Origin of the sequence: Dechloromonas hankyongensis (genome assembly GCF_022012295.1) — a bacterium.
GTDB lineage: Bacteria > Pseudomonadota > Gammaproteobacteria > Burkholderiales > Rhodocyclaceae > Azonexus > Azonexus hankyongensis.
Map to the genome: position 1 here is coordinate 1,565,229 of NZ_JAKLTN010000001.1, position 19,026 is coordinate 1,584,254.

Below are 19,026 nucleotides of genomic sequence, written 5' to 3' on the forward strand. Positions count from 1 at the left end.
CCGGTACCGAAAACGATTGCTTAGAAGAAGCCCAGCTTGCTTTCCGTGTAGGAAACGAGCAGGTTCTTCGTTTGCTGGTAGTGGTCGAGCATGACCTTGTGGGTCTCGCGGCCGATACCGGATTCCTTGTAACCGCCGAAGGCAGCGTGTGCCGGGTAGGCGTGGTAGCAGTTGGTCCATACGCGGCCGGCCTGGATGGCGCGACCCATGCGGTAGGCGACGTTGCCGTTACGGCTCCACACGCCGGCGCCGAGGCCGTACGGGGTGTCGTTGGCGATGGCCAGGGCTTCGGCTTCGTCCTTGAAGGTCGTCACGGCCAGCACCGGCCCGAAGATTTCTTCCTGGAAGATGCGCATCTTGTTGTGGCCCTTGAACAGGGTCGGCTGGATGTAGTAGCCGCCTTCGATGTCGCCGCCGAGGTGGGCGCGCTCGCCGCCGATCAGGCACTCAGCGCCTTCTTCCTTGCCCAGCTTGAGGTAGGACTGGATCTTTTCCATCTGCACGTCGGAAGCCTGGGCACCCATCATGGTGTCGGTATCGAGCGGGGAACCCTGCTTGATGGCGGCAACGCGCTTCAGGACGCGTTCGATGAACTTGTCGTAGATGGATTCCTGGATCAGGGCGCGCGACGGGCAGGTACACACTTCGCCCTGGTTGAAGGCGAACAGCACCATGCCTTCGATGGCCTTGTCGAGGAAGCCGTCATCCTTGTCCATGATGTCGGCGAAGAAGATGTTGGGCGACTTGCCACCCAGCTCCAGGGTGGCCGGGATCAGGTTGTTGGCGGCGGCTTGGGCGATGACGCGGCCGGTGGCGGTGGAGCCGGTGAAGGCGATCTTGGCGATGCGCTTCGAGGTGGCCAGCGGCATGCCGGCTTCGCGGCCGAGGCCGTTCACGATGTTCAGGACACCCGGCGGCAGCAGGTCGGCGATCAGGTCAACCAGGATCAGGATGGAGATTGGGGTCGATTCGGCCGGCTTCAGCACGACGCAGTTACCAGCGCCGAGGGCCGGGGCCAGCTTCCAGGCAGCCATCAGGATAGGGAAGTTCCACGGAATGATCTGGCCGACGACGCCGAGCGGCTCGTGGATGTGATAGGCCATGGTGTTTTCGTCGATTTCCGAGATACCGCCTTCCTGCGAGCGCAGGCAGCCGGCGAAGTAACGGAAGTGGTCGACAGCCAGCGGGATGTCGGCAGCCAGGGTTTCGCGGATCGGCTTGCCGTTATCGACGGTCTCGGCGTAGGCGAGGCGTTCGATATTGGCTTCCAGGCGGTCGGCGATCTTCAGCAGGATGTTGGAGCGGGTGGTGGCATCGGTCTTGCCCCATGCCGGGAAGGCAGCGTGGGCGGCATCCAGCGCCAGTTCGACGTCCTCGGCGGTGGAGCGGGCAGCCTTGGTATAAGCCTTGCCGTTAACCGGGGTGATTACATCGAAATATTCACCCTTGACCGGGGCGACCCACTTGCCGTTGATGAAGTTGTCGTAACGGTCCTTGTAGGCGATCGTGGCGCCGGCGTTACCGGGAGCTGCATAAATCATATTTGTCTCCTGTCTTCTGGAATGGAGTTGCGAACGGGTTAACTCAAGGCCGGCGTTGTGTAACCGCCGTGACTCGTGCTCAACAATGTGCAGGCCCCGTGCCAGCTGTGCCAATTGCCTCGGAATAAGCCATAAATAGCTTTAAAATCACCGTATTGTGCGGTTTTCGGCCAATCGGCCGGTGAATGCCGGGCAGTTGGTGGTGTGCAGGGACGATACAGTTGTTGCGTTATGGAGCGTTAGTCGTTTCACGCGAGCAACAGATGTATCCGGCAGATCCCTGAAATGGTGAGCCAGGTCAAGGAAGGTTCATTCAAATGTGCTAAGTTCGGGCTATGAATGCCTGCGGTGAGCGGAATGGCTGAGAATAAATTGCGCGGACGCCTGTTCTTGCTGGCTATCGTGCTGTGGACCGGCACGGTCGGCTTTTCGATGTTCTGGAATTTGAACAACGCCGAGCAGCAGACCATGAATATGGCCTATGCCGCAGCGCGAGCCAGTCTCAACAAGGACATCACCTTCCGGCGTTGGGGAACGATGCATGGCGGCGTCTACGTGCCGATCACCGAAACGCAGAAATCGGTGCCCTGGCTGTCGCATGTGCCGGGGCGCGACGTCACGACGACCGATGGACACCAGCTGACCCTCCTCAATCCGGCTTCCATGCTGCGCCAGATGATGGACCTCTATGCCGTCAGCTACGGCGTGCGCGGCCGCATCACCGGCCTGCGCTACCTGAATCCGGACAACGCGCCGGACGACTGGGAGAAAAATCAGCTCGAGCGTTTTTCCCGTCTCGAGACCGAGGAGGTCTGGGACGTGACCAATATCGACGGCAAGCCGCATCTGCGTTACCTGCGCGCCATGTTCATGGAGCCGGGGTGCGACAAGTGCCACGGCATACTCGGCTATAAGACCGGCGACCTGCGCGGCGCAACCGGTCTCAACCTGCCGCTGGCGCCGTATCTGCAACAGATCGCGGAAACCCAGTTTGGCCTGGGCGCGACCCACATCACGATCTGGCTGATGGGCCTGGTCGGCATTTTCTGGGGGCACTGGCTGGGCATCAGCCGCGCGCGCGAGCGGGAGGCGGCGCAGCGTGAACTGGAGCGCCATCGCGACGATCTGGAGTCGCAGGTGGCCGAGCGGACCGCCGCCCTGTCCGAATCGATGCGGGCCGCCGAGGCAGCCAGCCGGGCGAAGAGTGCCTTTCTCGCCAATATGAGCCACGAGATCCGCACACCGCTCAATGCCATCACTGGCGGGCTGCACCTGTTGCGGCGCAATGGTCTGCAGGACGGGCAGCGCGAACATCTGGCCAAGATCGATACGGCGAGCCGGCATCTGCTCGACCTGATCAACGGGGTGCTCGATCTGTCCAAGATCGAGGCCGGAAAATTCGTTTTCGCCACGGCGCCGCTGTCCGTGCGCCAGGTGGTTGCCAATCTGCTCTCGATGCAGAAGGAAAGGGCGTCCGACAAGGGGCTGGCGCTGGACGTCGAGGTCGATCCCGGCATTCCCGAGAACTTGATTGGCGACGGCGCGCGCCTGCAGCAGGCTCTGCTCAATTACGTCAGCAATGCCCTCAAGTTCACCGAAGCGGGGCATGTACGGCTACGGGTAAGCCCGATCGAGCAGACGGCCGACGACGTGCTGTTGCGCTTCGAGGTCGAGGATACCGGCATCGGCATCGCAGCGGAGGATATGGCGTCGTTGTTTTCGGAATTCGAGCAGATCGACAACTCGTCGACCCGTCGTCATCGCGGCACCGGGCTGGGGCTGGCCATTACCCGCAAGTTTGCCCAAATGATGGGCGGCGACGTGGGCGTGCACAGCGAGTTGGGCAAGGGCAGCCTGTTCTGGTTCACCGCCCGCTTTGCGATCGATCGTGCGGTCCGTGGCGCGGTGCCGGCTATCGATGCCTGTGAAATTGCTCGCCGGCTGACCGAGGCCGGGCGCGGCAAGCGGTTACTGCTGGTCGAGGACGATGCGCTGAATCGCGAAATTGCCCTGTCCATGCTCGACGAGGTCGGGCTGACCGCCGATATCGCGGCCAATGGCCGGGAGGCCGTGACTGCGGCGGGCAAGCGGGTCTACGATGCCATCCTGATGGACATGCAGATGCCGCTGATGGACGGTCTGGAGGCGACCCGGGCGATCCGGGCCATGCCGGCCTGCACCGAGGTGCCGATCATCGCCATGACCGCCAATGCCTTCGAGGAAGATCGCCAGTGCTGCATCGCCGCTGGCATGGACGACTTTGTTGCCAAGCCGGTCGAGCCCCAGCTGCTGTTTGCCGCGCTGTTGCGCTGCCTGAGCCCGTCGACCTAAGTACGGCGGATTTCCCGAGTGTCTCCGTGCAGGATGAGGTGAAGGGAAAACAAGGCCAATAAAAATGCCGCTCAGTGTCAGCTGAGCGGCATGGCGGCTGGCTTGGGCAAGGCCTTAGTCGAGGTAGTAGCCGACGCCCAGGAAGCTGTTGTCGATGCGGCGGATGAAAGAACGCTTGCGTTCGACCGCATTGGTGATCGGGTTCCGCCAGACGTAGTCGACGGCGCCTTCACCCTTGGTCTTGGCAAGTTCGATCATTTCCTGGATCAGAGCGTGGCCTTCGACATCGTGCAGTTCGCGCGCGTCGGTGCCGGTCCAGGCCGGATTGATGCCATGAGCCTCGAATTTTCCGGTATCCAGATTGACGGCGAAGACATAGAGGTCGTCGCGCACGAAGTTGCCCTTGGTGTCGTTGAAAGCGCGGGCGGCTGAGGTCATGCCGCTTTTGCGTGCGTAGGCGACGGCCTCATCGAGGAGCTTGATGGCATCGTTGGCGGTGGCGTGCGGGGCGTAGTAGCCGACGCCGAGGATGTAATCGCCTTCACGATGTATCCAGGCATTTTTCGGCTCGACGTGGTTGGTCTTGCGGTTGAGCCAGACGTAACGGATACGTGCCTCAGTCTGTTTGTCGGTCACAGCGATCATGTGGCGGAAGAGCGGCGTGCCGGCGGCATCGACACTGTCCAGAACATTGAGGCCGACCAGCGTGTCGGGGGCGGCGCCGTTGGCGATATAGGTGCCTTTGCGGTCGATCACGTAAACGTAAAGGTCCTTCTTGACGAAAGGCCCCTTGCGGTTGCTGAACGTGGCCCACGACTTCTCGGGGCCGTTCGCCTTCAGATAGCTGACGGCCTGGTCGAACAGGGCGCGGGCTTCGCGCGGCGTGGCGCGATCGCCGGCCAGGGCGGTGCCGCAACAGACTGCCAGCAGAAGGCCGGCCAGTCGGATTGCGAGGGATGGTTTGCTCATACTCGAAACTCCATGGTGTGGGGCCGGGGTGCCGGCGTCGGGCGGTCGTGACCAAAGGGCGGCATCATAGCCGCCTTTTGCGGCGGGCTTACTTCAGTAACAGGATCCAGGAAACCAGTTCGCGGGTGTTGGCCGGCGTGATGGCGACGGCGTTGGGCGGCATGGCGATGCCGGACACGCGGTTCTTCCAGTGGCTGGAATAGGGGTTGGAGCCTTCCTGAACCACACGGGTGAGGAACTCGGTGGCGCCCGGCTTGCCGCGATACTGGGCGGCGACGTCGGCCCACGCCGGTCCGATCGGCTTCAGGCCGTCCGGACCGGGCTTGCCGGATTCAATGCTGTGGCAGGTCATGCAACCGCTGCTGCTGGCCAGCTTGAGCATCTCGGCATCCTTCTTGGCGTCGGCCAGTGCCAAGGGGCTGGCCAGGCTGGCAACCAGGCAGGCGATGGTGAGACGGTGGTGTTTCATGATGGGACTCCCTGTGGTGGTACACGGTAAATGCCGCAGGCGCGGATCGGGCCGCGGGTGGCGAACAAATCGTGGCGAGCGGCGATATGAAGCGGTGTGCAATCGTTGCCGGCGTCCATTGTCGGCCGGGGCGACGAAAGCTTGATGCGGATAATTTCGGGGTTCAGATGCATGGCTCGGGCCGAAAGCGGGCGGCAGCAACCGGTATGCATCACGGTGTGCGCGTCAATCAGCACGATACGTGTCATTCCTCCGCTCATGGTTAACGTTATACACCTACCTTGCCGCGGCGCGGCAAGCCGGCGCACGGGTGCAGTCCGCCCGCATTGCGGTGGGCTGGCTCCCGGGGTGGCACGATGGCGAACAACGTTGATCACGGTTTCCTGAATGAAGGTGTACGGCGCCGGCGCCCGGATTTCGTTTACTGGCAGCCGGCTGGCGTAACTCCATTGCAAATTCAATGCCGGTTTCCGGACTACGCCAATTATCGACCTGTTGCCGCGTGGTTTTGCTCAAACCAGCAGCATAGAGGCGGTCTGGGCGCCGGGTACGGGTGATGGGGAGGCAAGTGGCGAACAGGTGTGTTGCAGAATGGAGCAGCAGGGTGATCAATAGTCGAACAGTGCACCTGCGCGGTATTGGTCGCTTTCGGATTGGGCACCAGCTCCTCGTCTAGGCCGATTGCGTCATCCAGCGCAGCAGGAAGACGAAGAGGGTGTCCGGGTCGACCGGCTTGGTGATGAAGTCGTTCATGCCGGCCTCGGTGCACCGCAGTTTGTCCTCGGCGAAGGCGTTGGCTGTCATGGCGAGGATGGGAATGCCGCCGCGCTCGGGGAGCTGGCGTATGCGGCGAGTGGCTTCCAGGCCGTCCATATTGGGCATTTGCATGTCCATCAGGATCAGCGTGTAGTCATTTTTCCCGGCCAGCGCCAGCGCCTGCTGGCCATCTTCGGCGACATCGACGGTCAGGCCGGCCTGGTCGAGCAGGCTGAGGGCGACCTCGCGGTTCACAGGTTCGTCCTCGGCGAGCAGGATTCGGCGGCCGGCGAACGCGCGCTTCAGGGCGGCTTCGGCATCCCGGCCGGCCTGGGCGGCGGGTGCTTCGCCGTGGTTGCCCTTGTTGAGCCGGACGGTCAGCCAGAAGGTGCTGCCTTCACCGGGCTCACTATGGACGCCGGCGTCGCCGCCCATCAACAGCGCCAGCTTGCGGGTGATGGCGAGGCCGAGTCCGGTTCCACCGTATTTCCGGGTAATCGAGTTGTCGGCCTGCTCGAAGGCGGAAAACAGTCGGGGCCGGGCCTCGAAGGAAATGCCCGGGCCGCTGTCGCTGACTTCGAAGCGGAGGGTGCTGGCCGCCGGATGGTCGGCGATGACCTGGGTACGTAGCACGATGCCGCCGTGCTCGGTGAATTTGACGGCGTTGGTCAGGTAGTTGAGCAGGGCCTGCTGCAGGCGGGTGCGGTCGCCGAGCAAAGGGCCGGGCAGCGGGGCTGTGTCGATGGCGAAGCTCAGCCCCTTGGCCTTGACCCGGTGGCCGACCATGCCGGAAATGGCGTCGATCATGGTCGCAATGTCGATCGGTTCCTCTGCCAGCGAAAACTTGCCGGCCTCGATTTTCGACAGGTCGAGCACCGCATTGAGGATTTCGAGCAGATGCGTGCCGGCCGACTCGATCTTGTCGAGCTTGGCCGCCTGCTGCTCCGTCACGCCGGCGCGGCGCAGCAGGTGCACCATGCCGGTAATGGCATTCAGCGGCGTCCTGATTTCATGGCTCATGTTGGCCACGAAGGCGCTCTTGGCGATATTGGCTGTTTCCGCCTGGTCCTTAGCGGCGACCAGTTCACGGGTCCGTTCCTCGACCAGACGCTCGAGGTGGTAGCGATGTTCGGCCAGTTCGTCCTGGATTGCCTTGGTCTCGGTGATGTCCATGGCCAGCCCCTCGATCAGGGTGTCGCCATTGTCGCTCCTGATCCCGATCGAGCGGTCGAACAGCCAGCGCCATCGCCCTGCGGCATCGAGAACCCGGTATTCGAGCTGGAACGGCGTCTGCTCGGCCACCAGGCGCGCGATGGCCTGGCGGACCTTGGGACGGTCCTCGGGATGGATCGAGTCGGCCCACAGCAGGGGGCGGGCGAGCAATTCGGCTATGGGACGGCCGAACACCTCGGCGGCGCGCGGCGAGTAGTACAGGCCGCCGCGCTGCAGCGAGAAGGTGTAGACGATGTCCGGCAGGGTTTCGACGAGGTGGCGGTAGCGCTGCTCGCTTTCCCGCAGCGTCGCCTCGGCCTGCTTGCGCCCGGTGATGTCGTGGCCGATGCCGAGCACGCCGATGAGCTGGCCGTTTTCGTCGCGCATCGGCACCTTGGTCGTTTCGAGGCGCTCGTGGTGGCCGTCGGAGGCAAAGGAAATATCCTCCTCGTTCACCGAGGGCGCATTGGCCTCCATCGCCTTGCGGTCGTGCGCGCGGAAAAAGTCGGCCAGTTCCTTGTCGATGAAGTCGTAATCGGTCTTGCCGACAATCTGGTCGGCCCGGGCGCCGAAGAAATCCTCGAAGCGGCGGTTGCAGCTCAGATACACCCCGTCGACGTCCTTCAGCCAGACCAGATCGGGCAGGGTATTGATCAGGGTATGCAGGAATCCGCGCTCATTGGCCAGCGCGCGGTCGGCCAGGCGTTGCCGAGTGATGTCACGGGCGATCTTCGAGGCGCCGACAATGCGGCCCGTTTCGTCCAGGATGGGCGAGATGGTGGCAGAAATGTCGATGACCGTGCCGTCGCGGCGCAGCCGCCGGGTCTCGAGGTGCTCCACAGTATGGCCGTGCCGGATGCGCGACAGGATGGCAGCTTCCTCGTCCTCGGTTCCCGGCGGCAGCAGCATGCTGGCCGAACTTCCGATCGCTTCCTGTTCCGTGTAGCCGAAGATCGCCTCGGCTCCCGGGTTCCAGCTGGTGATCACCCCGTCCAGCGTCTTGCCGATGATGGCGTCGTCGGACGAGCGGATGATCGCGGCGCTCTCCTGCAGCGCCCGGTTCGCCTGTTGGAGTTTGCGGCGGGCCAGCCCCATTTCGCCGATCACCTTGGCGAGGCGAGTGAGGAAACCCATGACCCGCTCGATCTGCTCGCGAGTGAAAACCGGCGCCTTTCTCAGCGCCGCCAGGTATTCGTCCTGGGCGAAGCCGAATTCGCCGGCCTGGCGGACGAAGAAGGCCTCGTCCGGTTTTTCGAAAAAGAACTGCCCGGTGAAGAAATTGGCGACGTGCTCGCCGCCGACGGTGATCGGAACGGCAATGTCGGCCAGCCCGTTCCGGCATTGGTAGATGTTGTAGGGTTTGCCTTGCTGCAGCTCGGCGGCGAGGATGGTGTCGCTTTCCAGACAGCGCTTGGCGGTGCCGGGATTGCGGCGGTGAAAGTGGGTGCAGACATCTTGCCAGCCCGTGGCGACGAGAATTTCGCCATCCAGTTCGAGAATCGCCGTGACGACGCCGGTAGCGGCCGTGAAGCTCTCGCAGAGCGCCCTCATTTCGCCGATATCGACCAGCTCAGCGAATCTCATCGATACTTCCTTCGGAACTGAATTGCCGTAACCTGCCCTTGCCGGGCAGGGTGTTTTCGTCAATCTAATCGTTTCGTGAGGCGGGGGCAACCTGCGACCCCTTGGGGTATACCCGATACGGTTTCCCGGCGGCAGGCCAAAAAGAACGGCCCGGGTGCCGAGGCAGCCGGGCCGCAGGGGAGGGGCGGCGAACCGCCCCCAGGAGAGATTGCTCAGCTACCCTTGTGCAGCTTGAACACCCACACGGAACCGCCTTGTTCGAGGTAGTTCACGCGCTTGGCGACGTCGCCGCCCCACAGCGGCACAGCGCCGCCCCAGCCGGTGGTCACGGCGATCATCTGCTCGCCATCCTGTTCCCAGGTGACCGGCGGTGCAACGATGCCGGTACCAGTCTGGAAGGACCACAGTTCCTTGCCGGTCTTGGCGTCAACACCCTTCAGGAAGCCTTCCGGGGTGCCGTAGAAAATCAGGCCGCCAGCGGTGGTCAGGACACCACCCCACAGCGGGGCGTAGTTCTTGTTTTCCCAGACGATCTTGCCGGTGGTCGGATCGATGGCACGCAGGGCGCCAATGTAGTCGTCATGCAGCGCCTTGATGGTGAAGCCGGCGCCCAGATAGGCAGCGCCCTTCTTGTAGGCAACCGGTTCGTTCCAGATGTCCATGCCCCACTCGTTGGCCGGCACATAGAACAGGCCGGTCTGCGGCGAGTAAGCCATCTGCATCTGGTTCTTGCCACCGAGGAAGGACGGGGCGGAGAAGACGACCTTGCCCTTCTTGCCGTCGGCTGCGTCGGCCGGATTACCCGGACGGCCTTCCTCGACGTAGTTCGGACGGCCGGTGTTCAGGTCGATGCTCTTGGCCCAGGTGATTTGCTTGACGAACGGGAAGGCGTTGAGCAGCTTGCCGTTTGTACGGTCATTGACGAAGAAGAAACCGTTACGGTCAGCCTTGCCGCCAGCCTTGATGATCTTGCCGGTCTTCGGATCCTTGTAGTCGAAGGAAACGAATTCGTTCACACCGTCAAAGTCCCAGCCGTCGTGCGGGGTGTTCTGGTAGTGCCAGACGATCTTGCCGCTGTCGGCGTCGATGGCCACGGTGGAGGACGAGAAGAGGTTGTCGCCCGGGCGCAGGTGGCTGTTCCACGGAGCCGGGTTGCCGGTGCCGGCGAAGATCAGGTTGGTTTCCGGATCGTAGGTGGCGCCGTTCCAGGTGGCAGCGCCGCCGGTCTTCCACAGGTCGCCGGTCCACGTGGCGTTGGTGGTACCGGAGATACCGATTTCGGTCTTGTTGCCGTCCTTGTCGAAGGCATAACCCATGTGGCCTTCAACGGTCGGGCGGGTCCAGATCAGCTTGCCGGTCTTCGGGTCGCGCGCATCGATGCGGCCGACGATACCGAATTCACCGCCGGAAACGCCGGTGATCAGCTTGCCCTTGGCAATGATCGGGGCGGCGGAAGCGGAGTAGCCAGCAGCGTAGTCTTCCAGCTTTTCCTTCCAGACGACCTTGCCGGTATCCTGGTTCAGGGCAACCAACTGGGCGTCCAGCGTGGCGAAGATGACCAGGTTGTCGTACAGGGCGGCACCGCGGTTGATCACGTCGCAGCACGGCATGATGCCGTCCGGCAGGCGGTGCTCGTACTTCCACAGCTTCTTGCCGGTCTTGGCGTCCATGGCGAACAGGCGGCTGTAGGAGGCGGTGACGAACATCTTGCCGTTGTGGATGACCGGTTGCGATTCCTGGCCGCGCTGCTTCTCGCCGCCGAAGGACATCGACCAGGCCGGGACCAGGTTCTTGACAGTCTTGGTGTTGATCTGGGTGCTCGGGCTGAAACGCTGGCCCTGCGTGCCGAGACCGAAGCTGACGACGTCGCCGGTGGTCTTGGCGTCGTTCAGGATGTCGGCGTCGGTAACGACGGCGGAGGCTTGGCCGCCAGCCAGTGCGGCGGCGATGAACAGCGCAATTGCGCTCCGCTTGAGGGGGTGTTGACGATGCATGGATTGTCTCCTTGTTTATCCAATTGGTTCCAGCCGGGTCCCGCTAGCCGGAATGTCTGCCGGTGCGCCGCCTTCCTTTCCCTGAATCGGCACACAAGCGTGAGGGCTATCTGCAAGGGCTGTGCCAACATCCCGTTGAGGCCGGAAAAGCCCAGTTGGCGGGCAAAAGCGGGGTTCCGTCCGGTTTTTGATATGGAGCAAATGCGTCGCGCCGCGCTGTTTCAATTGTCACCAGTTGCTCCAAAGTGGAACACTTTTGATGTGGCGCAGACATGACGTTTCCGTCAAGGGCTGCCGTATCGCCCGCCAGCTGGCGCATTCGTCCTTTTGGGGCCACATTGGCACGCCGCTTGCAGACCATTCTGGCAAACAGCCTGAACGGCGAATTGGAGCGAGACACGTGAAATATCCCCTGACCATTGCGGCCATTGCCTTGGCGGCCTTGATGTCGCCAGCTGAAGCAGCCGCGCTGAAGGAAAGCGGCGATCCGCTCGACTCGGCGCGTTGGGCGGACATGGAAAAGGCCTTCCTGGCCGGCGCCCCGGTACTGTTTGACCCGCGCGTCAAGGTCATTGCCCCGTCGATGGCGGAAAACCCGATGCAGGTTCCGGTCACCGTCGATGCCACGGCTCTGCCCGGCATTGTCGAGGTGGTGGTGTTCGCCGATTTCAACCCCATCGTCCAGGTACTGCGCTTCTTCCCGGAAGGCGCGCCGGCCTACCTCGGTTTCCGCGTCAAGCTGCAGCAGTCGACGCCGGTGCGCGCCGCGGTCCGCACGACCGATGGCGTCTGGCATGTCGGCGGCACCTGGGTGGAAACGGTCGGTGGCGGCTGCACGGCCCCGTCTGCGGCGGCCGCCTCGCCGGAATGGCAAAAGCGCCTGAACGAGGTCAGCGGTCGCCAGTGGTCCGAAGGGCCGAATGCCGGCCGGGTCCGCCTGCGCATCGTGCATCCGATGGATACCGGGCTGGTTGCCGGCACACCGGCCTTTCATATCGAGGAAATCAACTTCACCGATGCGGCCGGCAAGCGCCTGATGCGGGTGCAGACCTACGAGCCGGTCAGCGAAAACCCGGTCTTCACACTGCAGCGCGTGGCAGTCGACGGCGCGCTTGAGGCGAGCGGCCGCGACAACAACGGCAATGCCTTCCGCGCCGCCATCGCACCATGAAGCGTTTTCTGCTCTGCATGCTGCTCGCTGGGCTGACCGGGTTGGCCGGCCGGGTCGCTGCCGAGGATTTCGACTATCGCTTGGCGGCGCAGCCGGTGGCCAAGGACGTTTATGTCTTCGTCGGTAGGACCGAGGATTTCACCACCGGTAACGGCGGCAATATCGTCAATACCGCCTTTATCGTCGCCCCGCAGGGCGTCATCGTCATCGACAGCGGCCCGTCGCTGCGTTACGGCCAGCAGATGCGCCAAGCCATCGCCCAGGTCAGCGACAAGCCGGTCGCGCTGGTCATCAACACGCATCACCATCCCGATCATTTCCTCGGCAACCAGGCCTTCACCGATGTGCCGATCGGTGCGCTGGCCGAGACACGGCAGGGAATTGCCAGCGACGGCAATGCCTTCGCCGAAAACCTGTACCGGATGAGCGGCGACTGGATGAAGGGCACCGAAGTGCAAGCGCCGAACCGCACGCTGAGCGCCGGCCCGCTGGCGGTGGCCGGTCGCAGCCTGCGCCTGGTGGCGCTCGACGGCCATACCGGGGCCGACCTGGTAGTCATCGACGAGGCAAGCGGTGTGCTGTTCGCCGGCGATCTGGTCTTCAACGGCCGGGCGCCGACCACCCCGCATGCCGATGTCGGGCACTGGTTGGGCGCGCTCGACCGTTTGGAAGCGCTGACCCGTGAGGGCGGTTTCCGGGTTCTGGTGCCCGGCCACGGCGCGCTCACCCGCGATGCGGCGCCGATCCGCCAGACCCGCACCTGGCTGAACTGGCTGACCACCACGCTGCGCGACTCGGCCGTCGCCGGCCTGGACATGAACGACGTGCTGGCCCGTCCGCTGCCGCCTGAGTATGCGGCCATGCCAATGGCAGCGGCGGAATACCGCCGTTCGGTCGGGCACCTGTTCCCGGCTATCGAACAGAAGGCGCTGGAGTCCGGCCGATGAATAGCCGCGAAAACCGCCGCTTCCAGGTCATGCTCGGCTTGTCGGTGCTCCTCCATGGCGCGCTGTTCGCGGTGTTTTCGCAGCAACGCCAGCCGGCCCCCGTGCTGCCGACCATCATGGCGTCGATCCGGATGGTCGACACCGCTCCCTCCGGATCGCCTGCCACGCCGACCCCGGCCATGGCAGCCATCCCCCCAAAGGCCCGGCAGGATGCGCCACGCGTAGACCAACGGTCGACTCCGCGCTTGAGCAGGACTGCCGGGCCGGCCAGTGTGCCGGCCCAAACAGTCGCCCCGGCGACAGTGAGCGAAGCCAGTCCGGCGCCTGTCGCAGCGCCGGCCGCACCAGTTGCGGTGGCGGAAACGCCGCGCCCGGCAGCGCCTGCCGTTTCGGCGCAGGCCCAGAGCGACATGCTTGCCAACTACCGCCAGCGCCTGACCGAACTGTTCGCCCGCGGCTACGAATACCCACGCGTGGCGGCCATGCGCGGCTGGGAAGGCGAGGTCCGCCTGCGCCTGAAAGTGGCGCGCAAGGGCAACCTGATCGGGGTCCAGCTCGACCATTCGAGCGGCTTCGATGTGCTCGACCAGCACGCGCTGAGCATGCTTGAAGGCCATGGCAACCTGCCGCCGCTGCCCGATGCGCTGGAAGGTAACGAAATTCAGGTCATCGTGCCGATCAATTACAAACTCAGAAAAACAACGTGAAGAGACACACCCCACAACGCAGCCTGCTGGCCATCGCACTGGCCGCAGCCTTCGCCCCGGCCAGTGCCCAGCAGATCGTCACCACCGAGACCGTCGAGGTGATCGGCACCACGCCGCTGGCCGGCATCGGCGTGCCGCGCCTGCATTTGCCGGCCAACGTCCAGTCGCTCGACGACCGGCGGCTGGAGGAAGTCGAAAGCCTCAACGTCGCCGAACAGCTGGTGCGCCAGGTGCCGGCGGTCACGGTCAACGATATCCAGGGCAATCCTTACCAGGTGGACCTGAATTACCGCGGCTTCACCGCCTCGCCCTTGCTCGGCACGGCGCAGGGGCTGTCGGTGTACGTCGATGGCGTGCGAGTCAACGAACCCTTCGGCGACACGGTGAACTGGGATCTGATCCCGCATTCGGCCATTGCCGGCATCGACCTGATTCCCGGTTCCAACCCCGCCTTCGGCCTCAACACGCTGGGCGGCGCGCTGGCCATCCGGACCAAGAGCGGCTTCTCCAATCCGGGCGGCAAGCTGGAGTTGTCCGGCGGCAGCTTCGGGCGCAGCAACACCGAAGTCGAATACGGCGGCAACAACGGCACGCTGGGCTGGTACGTCGCCGGCGACTGGTTCCGCGAGGACGGCTGGCGCGATTACTCGCCGTCCGACGTCAAGCAGCTGTTCGCCAAGCTGTCCTTCCGCAACAGCGCCGGCGAGGCCGACCTGACGCTGAGCCAGGCGCGCACCCGGCTGGTCGGCAACGGCCTGGTGCCGCAAGCGATGCTCGACGAGCGCCGCGCCAACATCTTCACCCATCCCGACCAGACCCGCAACGACCTGACCCAGCTCGCCCTCAATGGCAAGCTGTGGCTGAGCGATGCGCAGAGCCTGAGCGGCAGCGTCTATGTCCGCAAGACCCGCATGCGCACGCTGAACGGCGACATGAACGATGATTACGAGGACGACTGGCCGATCGATCCGACCACGCCGAACGGCGCCCACAACCGGACGCGGACCCGCCAGCTGGGTACCGGGTCCGCCGTGCAGTGGAACCTGAGCACCGACGCCCACCAGCTGGCGCTCGGCGCTTCCTGGGACCAGGCCCGCATGCGTTTCGTGCAGACCCGCCAGCTCGGTACCATCGACGACACGCGCGGCATCGGCAACCTGCTCGACGCCACCGAAGAGAACAAGCTGTGGGGCACCACCCGCACCGCCAGCCTGTTTGCCACCGATACCTGGTCGCTGACCAAAAGCCTGCACCTGACCGCCTCAGCCCGCTACAACATGAGCCGGGTGACGACGCACGACGAACTCAATCTGGTCGCCCCCAACCTTGATGGCGACCACAGCTATCACAAGCTCAACCCGGCCATCGGCCTGAGCTGGCAGGTGCTGCCGGCGCTCAATGCCTACGCCGGGTTCAGCCAGGGCAATCGCGTGCCGACGCCGATCGAACTCGGCTGCGCTGACCAGGCCAATCCGTGCACCCTGCCCAATTCGATGGCTTCCGACCCCTACCTCAAGCAGGTCGTCGCCCGCACCGTCGAGGCCGGCCTGCGCGGCACGCTACCTGGCAACACCCAGTGGAACGCCGGGGTCTATCGCACGTTGAACACCGACGACATTCTGTTCGTCGGTACCTCGACCAGCGCCGGCTACTTCACCAACTACGGCAAGACGCAGCGCCAGGGCATCGAACTTGGCCTCAACGGCAGCGTGAGGGCCATCGACTGGTATGCCAACTACAGCTGGCTGCACGCCACCTTCCGCTCGGATGCCTGCCTGCTCGGCGCCAACAACAGCACGCGCGGCACGGCAGCCGAATGCACCGGCGCCGGCCAGGACGACGAAATCCTGGTCAAGAAGGGCAACCGCCTGACCGGCCTGCCCGAGCACAGCCTCAAGTTCGGCCTGGCCTGGCGGACGACCGACTGGCTGCGCATCGGCGGCGACGTGCAGGCCTTCTCCGGCCAGTACGTGCGCGGCAACGAGAACAACCAGCACCAGAGCGGCACCTATACCGATGCCCTGGGCAATACCCGTACCTTCGATGGTCCGGGCAAGGTCGGCGGCTACGCCATCCTCAACCTGAATGCCGAAGCCAAGCTGGGGGCGGGGTGGCAGATGTTCGCCAAGATCAACAACGTCTTCGACCGCCGCTATGCGACGGCCGGGGCGCTGGCCGAAAACCCCTTCCTTGCCGGCAGCTTCCAGGCTGATCCGAACGACTGGCACCGCCAGACCTTCGTCGCCCCGGGCGCCCCGCGCGCCGCCTGGCTCGGCGTGCGCTACGTCTTCGGCGGCAAATAGCCATGCGCCTGCTGCCCGACTTTTCGTCGCTTCGCCAGGCCGGCCTGCACACCCGCGTCGGCCTCGTGCTGACAGTGCTCGCCACCTGCCTGCTGCTGGTGCTCGGCGGCCTGTGGCTGCATGCCACGCGTCAGGCCGTGCATGAGGAAGTCGAAGCGGCGACGCGGGTTTCGGAACAGTGGCTCAAGGTCGTCCTCGGCGAACTGCGCGCCCTGCCGCCGGCCGAGCGCGGCGAACGCCTGCTGGCCGTGGCCGAGAGCATCGGCCGGGTACGCGCCAATGTGCTGGAAGTGCGTGATCCGGCCGGCCAGCTGCGCCACGTCTCGCCGCCGTCCGCCTACAAGACTGGTCGTTTGGCGCCGGCGTGGTTCGCCGCTCTGCTGGCCAGCGACCTGCCGCCCCGCCAGATAAACTTCGAGGGCTACCAGTTGAGCCTGCACCCGGACCCGTCGCGGGCGATCCTTGATGCCTGGGACGAACTGCTCGGCATGGCAGGTTGGGCCCTGCTGCTGCTCGTCGGCCTGTTCTCCGTCGTGCGCCAGGCGCTGGTGCAGGCCTTGCGCCCGCTCGACCAGGTCATGCAGGCGCTGGATCGCACCGGCCGTGGTCGCTTCGATACCCGCCTGCCACAATTCGCCTCGCCTGAACTCGGCCGCCTAGCGGGCGCCTTCAACGGTATGGCCGATCGCCTGAAGGCGGCGGTCGATGACAATGTCCGCTTGGAAACAGCCCGTGAAGTGGGCGAGCAGATGCGTACCCGACTCGCCGCCGAACGCCGCGCCGAGCGCGAAAGCATTGCCCGCGAACTGCATGACGAACTGGCGCAGGGCGTCACGGCGGTGCGCGCCCTGGCCGGCGCCATCGTCCAGCGCACTACGGAGCAGCCGGCGCTGCATGGCCACGCGCGAAGCATCGTCGCCGTCACCGGCGAAATGCAGGACGGCGTGCGCCACATCCTGCATCGCCTGCGGCGCAAGGAACCGGAGCCCCTGGCCAGCCAGCTGGAAAGCGTGGTCGACGCCTGGCGCCGACAGCACGGGATCGACCTGTACAGCCGGATCGCCCTGATGGGCGAGGTTTTCGACGGTGAGCTGGCACAGTGTGTGCTCCGTATCGTCCAGGAAGGGCTGACCAATATTGTTCGCCACGCCGACGCTAGCCGGGTCGATTTGTCCTTGCTCCACGATGGAGCAACTGTGCAGATCCGGATTGCCGACAACGGTCGTGGCCTCGATGGCGGCCCTTCAGGACAGGCCGGTTGCGGCCTCGGTCTGCAGGGTATGCGCGAACGGATCGCGCTGCTCGGCGGCCAACTGGAATTTTCCAGCCCGGCAGAAGGTGGCTTCGTACTGCAAGCCAGCCTGCCGGCTGAAACGAGGAGGGTAGAAGCATGAACCTGAACGGAATCCGCGTCTTGCTGGCCGACGACCATGCCATGGTCCGCCTGGGCTTCCGCCTGCTGCTCGAAGGGGCGGGGGCCTCGGTAGTAGCCGAGACCGACTGCGGCGAGAGCGCCGTCCGCCTGTTCGCCGAGAGCAATCCGGACCTCGTGGTGATGGATGTGTCGATGCCCGGCATCGGCGGCCTGGCTGCCCTCGAACGTCTGCTGGTCTGGGAAGCCAAGGCGCGCGTGCTGATGCTGTCGGCGCACCATGACGACATCGTGCCCGTCCGCGCCCTCAAGCTCGGCGCCCGTGGCTACCTGTGCAAACGGGCGGCGCCGGAGGAATTCCTGCGCGCGGTCGGCGAAGTGGCGCGCGACCGCCGCTATCTCGACCCGGAACTGGCGCAGGCCGTGGCCCTGGCGCAATTGTCCGGTTCGACCAATCCGGTCGAATCGCTGACCGAGAAGGAACTGGCGGTTTTCCTGAAGCTGGCCGAAGGCCGTTCGGTAAATGACGTCGCCAACGATTTCTGCCTCAGCCCGAGTACGGTCGGCACCCACCTTTATCACATCAAACAGAAACTCAATGTGCAGAACGCCGCCGAACTGACGCTGGTCGCCGTACGCAACGGCCTGATCGAATCCTGATGGAGGGGTCGGTGAGCATCAATCCGCTGTTTCCCGAAGCACAGCCACGCTGCGCCCGGCGCATCGCCGTGGGCGACGGCCACTATCTGTACGTCGAGGAACTCGGTCCGGCCGATGGCCTGCCGGTCCTCTTCCTGCATGGTGGGCCGGGCAGCGGCTGCACGCCGGCCCAGCGCCGGCTGTTCGATCCGCAGCGTTTCCGCGCCATTCTGGTCGACCAGCGCGGGGCCGGGCGTAGCCTGCCGCTCGGCGAACTGGGCGACAACACGACGGCCGACCTGGTCGCCGACCTGGAAATCGTCCGTGAGGCGCTGGGCATTCCGGCCTGGATCGTCTTCGGCGGTTCGTGGGGCAGCCTACTGGCGCTGGCCTATGCCCAGATTTACCCGGAACGCGTGCTCGGCCTGGTGCTGCGCGGCATCTTCCTCGGCTCGCGCCAGGAAATCGCCGCCTACGTCGGGGGCATCAACCCCCTGGCGCACCACGCGTGGACGGCGTTTGCCAGCGCGTTGCAAGAGCCGGCCTCGGCCTACCTGCTCGCCACCTGTGCCGACCGCATCCTGCGCGGCAAGGCATCGCAGGCCATGAGCGCCTGCCGCGCCTGGCTCGATTACGAGCGGGCTCTGCTCGGTGAGCCGCCGCTGGAGCGTGAGCCGGACGACCGGGAACTGGCCAAGGTACGCATCCAGATGCACTACCTGACCCGCGACTGCTTCCTGATGCCTGGCCAGTTGCTGGCCGGCGTCGAACGCCTGCGCCATATCCCGGCCGCCATCGTGCAGGGCCTGGCCGACCCAGTGTGCCCGCCGCAGGCGGCGGAAATGCTGCACCGCGCCTGGCCCGAAGCGACCTGGTTCCCCGTCGCCCAAGCCGGCCACGCCGGGTTGTCACCCCCCATCGCCCGGGCCTGCATCAAGGCGTTGGAGTGGGTTGCCGAGGCGGCGAGCAATTTCGCGGAGTAGCTACGGGCCTTGGGGGAAGCGTCACTTCAGTAGGAGTGACGGTGTTGT

14 protein-coding genes are annotated in these 19,026 nt (G+C 64.7%); 8 read left to right on the top strand and 6 right to left on the bottom strand.

The genetic code is table 11. The features are described from left to right. Positions 1-20: 20 nt before the first annotated feature. Complete coding sequence (gene exaC / locus LZ012_RS07450) at positions 21-1,541, bottom strand: acetaldehyde dehydrogenase ExaC (protein WP_275709156.1); 1,521 nt, start codon at positions 1,539-1,541, stop codon at positions 21-23. Between the two features lie 357 nt (positions 1,542-1,898). Between exaC and LZ012_RS07455 the strand changes: the two genes are divergently transcribed. Further along, positions 1,899-3,872, top strand: a complete 1,974-nt coding sequence (locus LZ012_RS07455) for an ATP-binding protein (RefSeq protein WP_275709158.1) — start codon at positions 1,899-1,901, stop codon at positions 3,870-3,872. A 114-nt stretch (positions 3,873-3,986) separates the two neighbouring features. On the opposite strand, the gene LZ012_RS07460 is transcribed toward LZ012_RS07455, so the two are convergent. The 5 genes from LZ012_RS07460 to LZ012_RS07480 form a co-directional block, all read right to left on the bottom strand. Continuing rightward, the gene (locus LZ012_RS07460) at positions 3,987-4,841 is read right to left on the bottom strand and encodes a cache domain-containing protein (RefSeq protein ID WP_275709160.1); all 855 of its coding nucleotides are present in this window, start codon (positions 4,839-4,841) and stop codon (positions 3,987-3,989) included. An 88-nt stretch (positions 4,842-4,929) separates the two neighbouring features. After that, entirely contained in the window at positions 4,930-5,310 is a 381-nt protein-coding gene (locus tag LZ012_RS07465) for a c-type cytochrome (RefSeq protein ID WP_275709162.1), read from the bottom strand. Further along, entirely contained in the window at positions 5,307-5,558 is a 252-nt protein-coding gene (locus tag LZ012_RS07470) for a hypothetical protein (RefSeq protein WP_275709164.1), read from the bottom strand. The genes LZ012_RS07465 and LZ012_RS07470 overlap by 4 nt, the downstream gene beginning before the upstream one ends. Before the next feature lie 424 nt (positions 5,559-5,982). Next, a complete protein-coding gene (locus tag LZ012_RS07475) occupies positions 5,983-8,862 on the bottom strand; it encodes a PAS domain S-box protein (RefSeq protein ID WP_275709166.1) in 2,880 nt (959 codons plus the stop codon). Positions 8,863-9,074: 212 nt separating this feature from the next. Continuing rightward, positions 9,075-10,856, bottom strand: coding sequence for a PQQ-dependent methanol/ethanol family dehydrogenase (locus LZ012_RS07480; protein ID WP_275709168.1), 1,782 nt, complete (start codon positions 10,854-10,856; stop codon positions 9,075-9,077). Between the two features lie 400 nt (positions 10,857-11,256). Here LZ012_RS07480 and LZ012_RS07485 point away from each other — a divergent pair, with 400 nt between their 5' ends. From LZ012_RS07485 to pip, 7 genes are read left to right on the top strand one after another with little or no spacing between them, the layout of a single operon-like run. Beyond that, a complete protein-coding gene (locus LZ012_RS07485; RefSeq protein ID WP_275709170.1) occupies positions 11,257-12,027 on the top strand; it encodes a quinoprotein dehydrogenase-associated SoxYZ-like carrier in 771 nt (256 codons plus the stop codon). After that, the gene (locus LZ012_RS07490) at positions 12,024-12,974 is read left to right on the top strand and encodes a quinoprotein relay system zinc metallohydrolase 1 (RefSeq protein WP_275709172.1); all 951 of its coding nucleotides are present in this window, start codon (positions 12,024-12,026) and stop codon (positions 12,972-12,974) included. Before LZ012_RS07485 ends, LZ012_RS07490 begins: the two co-directional genes overlap by 4 nt. Next, a complete protein-coding gene (locus LZ012_RS07495) occupies positions 12,971-13,681 on the top strand; it encodes an energy transducer TonB (RefSeq protein WP_275709174.1) in 711 nt (236 codons plus the stop codon). The genes LZ012_RS07490 and LZ012_RS07495 overlap by 4 nt, the downstream gene beginning before the upstream one ends. Next, a complete protein-coding gene (locus tag LZ012_RS07500) occupies positions 13,678-15,984 on the top strand; it encodes a TonB-dependent receptor (protein WP_275709176.1) in 2,307 nt (768 codons plus the stop codon). Before LZ012_RS07495 ends, LZ012_RS07500 begins: the two co-directional genes overlap by 4 nt. 2 nt (positions 15,985-15,986) lie before the next feature. Then, positions 15,987-17,378, top strand: coding sequence for a HAMP domain-containing sensor histidine kinase (locus LZ012_RS07505; protein WP_275709178.1), 1,392 nt, complete (start codon positions 15,987-15,989; stop codon positions 17,376-17,378). Beyond that, positions 17,375-18,016, top strand: a complete 642-nt coding sequence (locus tag LZ012_RS07510; protein WP_275709180.1) for a response regulator — start codon at positions 17,375-17,377, stop codon at positions 18,014-18,016. The genes LZ012_RS07505 and LZ012_RS07510 overlap by 4 nt, the downstream gene beginning before the upstream one ends. 11 nt (positions 18,017-18,027) lie before the next feature. Beyond that, positions 18,028-18,978 (top strand): prolyl aminopeptidase, encoded by a 951-nt coding sequence (pip, locus tag LZ012_RS07515; RefSeq protein ID WP_275709182.1) that lies wholly within the window; start codon positions 18,028-18,030, stop codon positions 18,976-18,978. Positions 18,979-19,026 lie beyond the last annotated feature (48 nt).

Excerpts from the sequence above, each read along its gene's own strand:
- exaC (WP_275709156.1), bottom strand. The coding sequence starts at position 1,541 with ATGATTTATGCAGCTCCCGGTAACGCCGGCGCCACGATCGCCTACAAG.
- LZ012_RS07455 (WP_275709158.1), top strand. The coding sequence starts at position 1,899 with ATGGCTGAGAATAAATTGCGCGGACGCCTGTTCTTGCTGGCTATCGTG.
- LZ012_RS07460 (WP_275709160.1), bottom strand. The coding sequence starts at position 4,841 with ATGAGCAAACCATCCCTCGCAATCCGACTGGCCGGCCTTCTGCTGGCA.
- LZ012_RS07465 (WP_275709162.1), bottom strand. The coding sequence starts at position 5,310 with ATGAAACACCACCGTCTCACCATCGCCTGCCTGGTTGCCAGCCTGGCC.
- LZ012_RS07470 (WP_275709164.1), bottom strand. The coding sequence starts at position 5,558 with ATGACACGTATCGTGCTGATTGACGCGCACACCGTGATGCATACCGGT.
- LZ012_RS07475 (WP_275709166.1), bottom strand. The coding sequence starts at position 8,862 with ATGAGATTCGCTGAGCTGGTCGATATCGGCGAAATGAGGGCGCTCTGC.
- LZ012_RS07480 (WP_275709168.1), bottom strand. The coding sequence starts at position 10,856 with ATGCATCGTCAACACCCCCTCAAGCGGAGCGCAATTGCGCTGTTCATC.
- LZ012_RS07490 (WP_275709172.1), top strand. The coding sequence starts at position 12,024 with ATGAAGCGTTTTCTGCTCTGCATGCTGCTCGCTGGGCTGACCGGGTTG.
- LZ012_RS07495 (WP_275709174.1), top strand. The coding sequence starts at position 12,971 with ATGAATAGCCGCGAAAACCGCCGCTTCCAGGTCATGCTCGGCTTGTCG.
- LZ012_RS07505 (WP_275709178.1), top strand. The coding sequence starts at position 15,987 with ATGCGCCTGCTGCCCGACTTTTCGTCGCTTCGCCAGGCCGGCCTGCAC.
- LZ012_RS07510 (WP_275709180.1), top strand. The coding sequence starts at position 17,375 with ATGAACCTGAACGGAATCCGCGTCTTGCTGGCCGACGACCATGCCATG.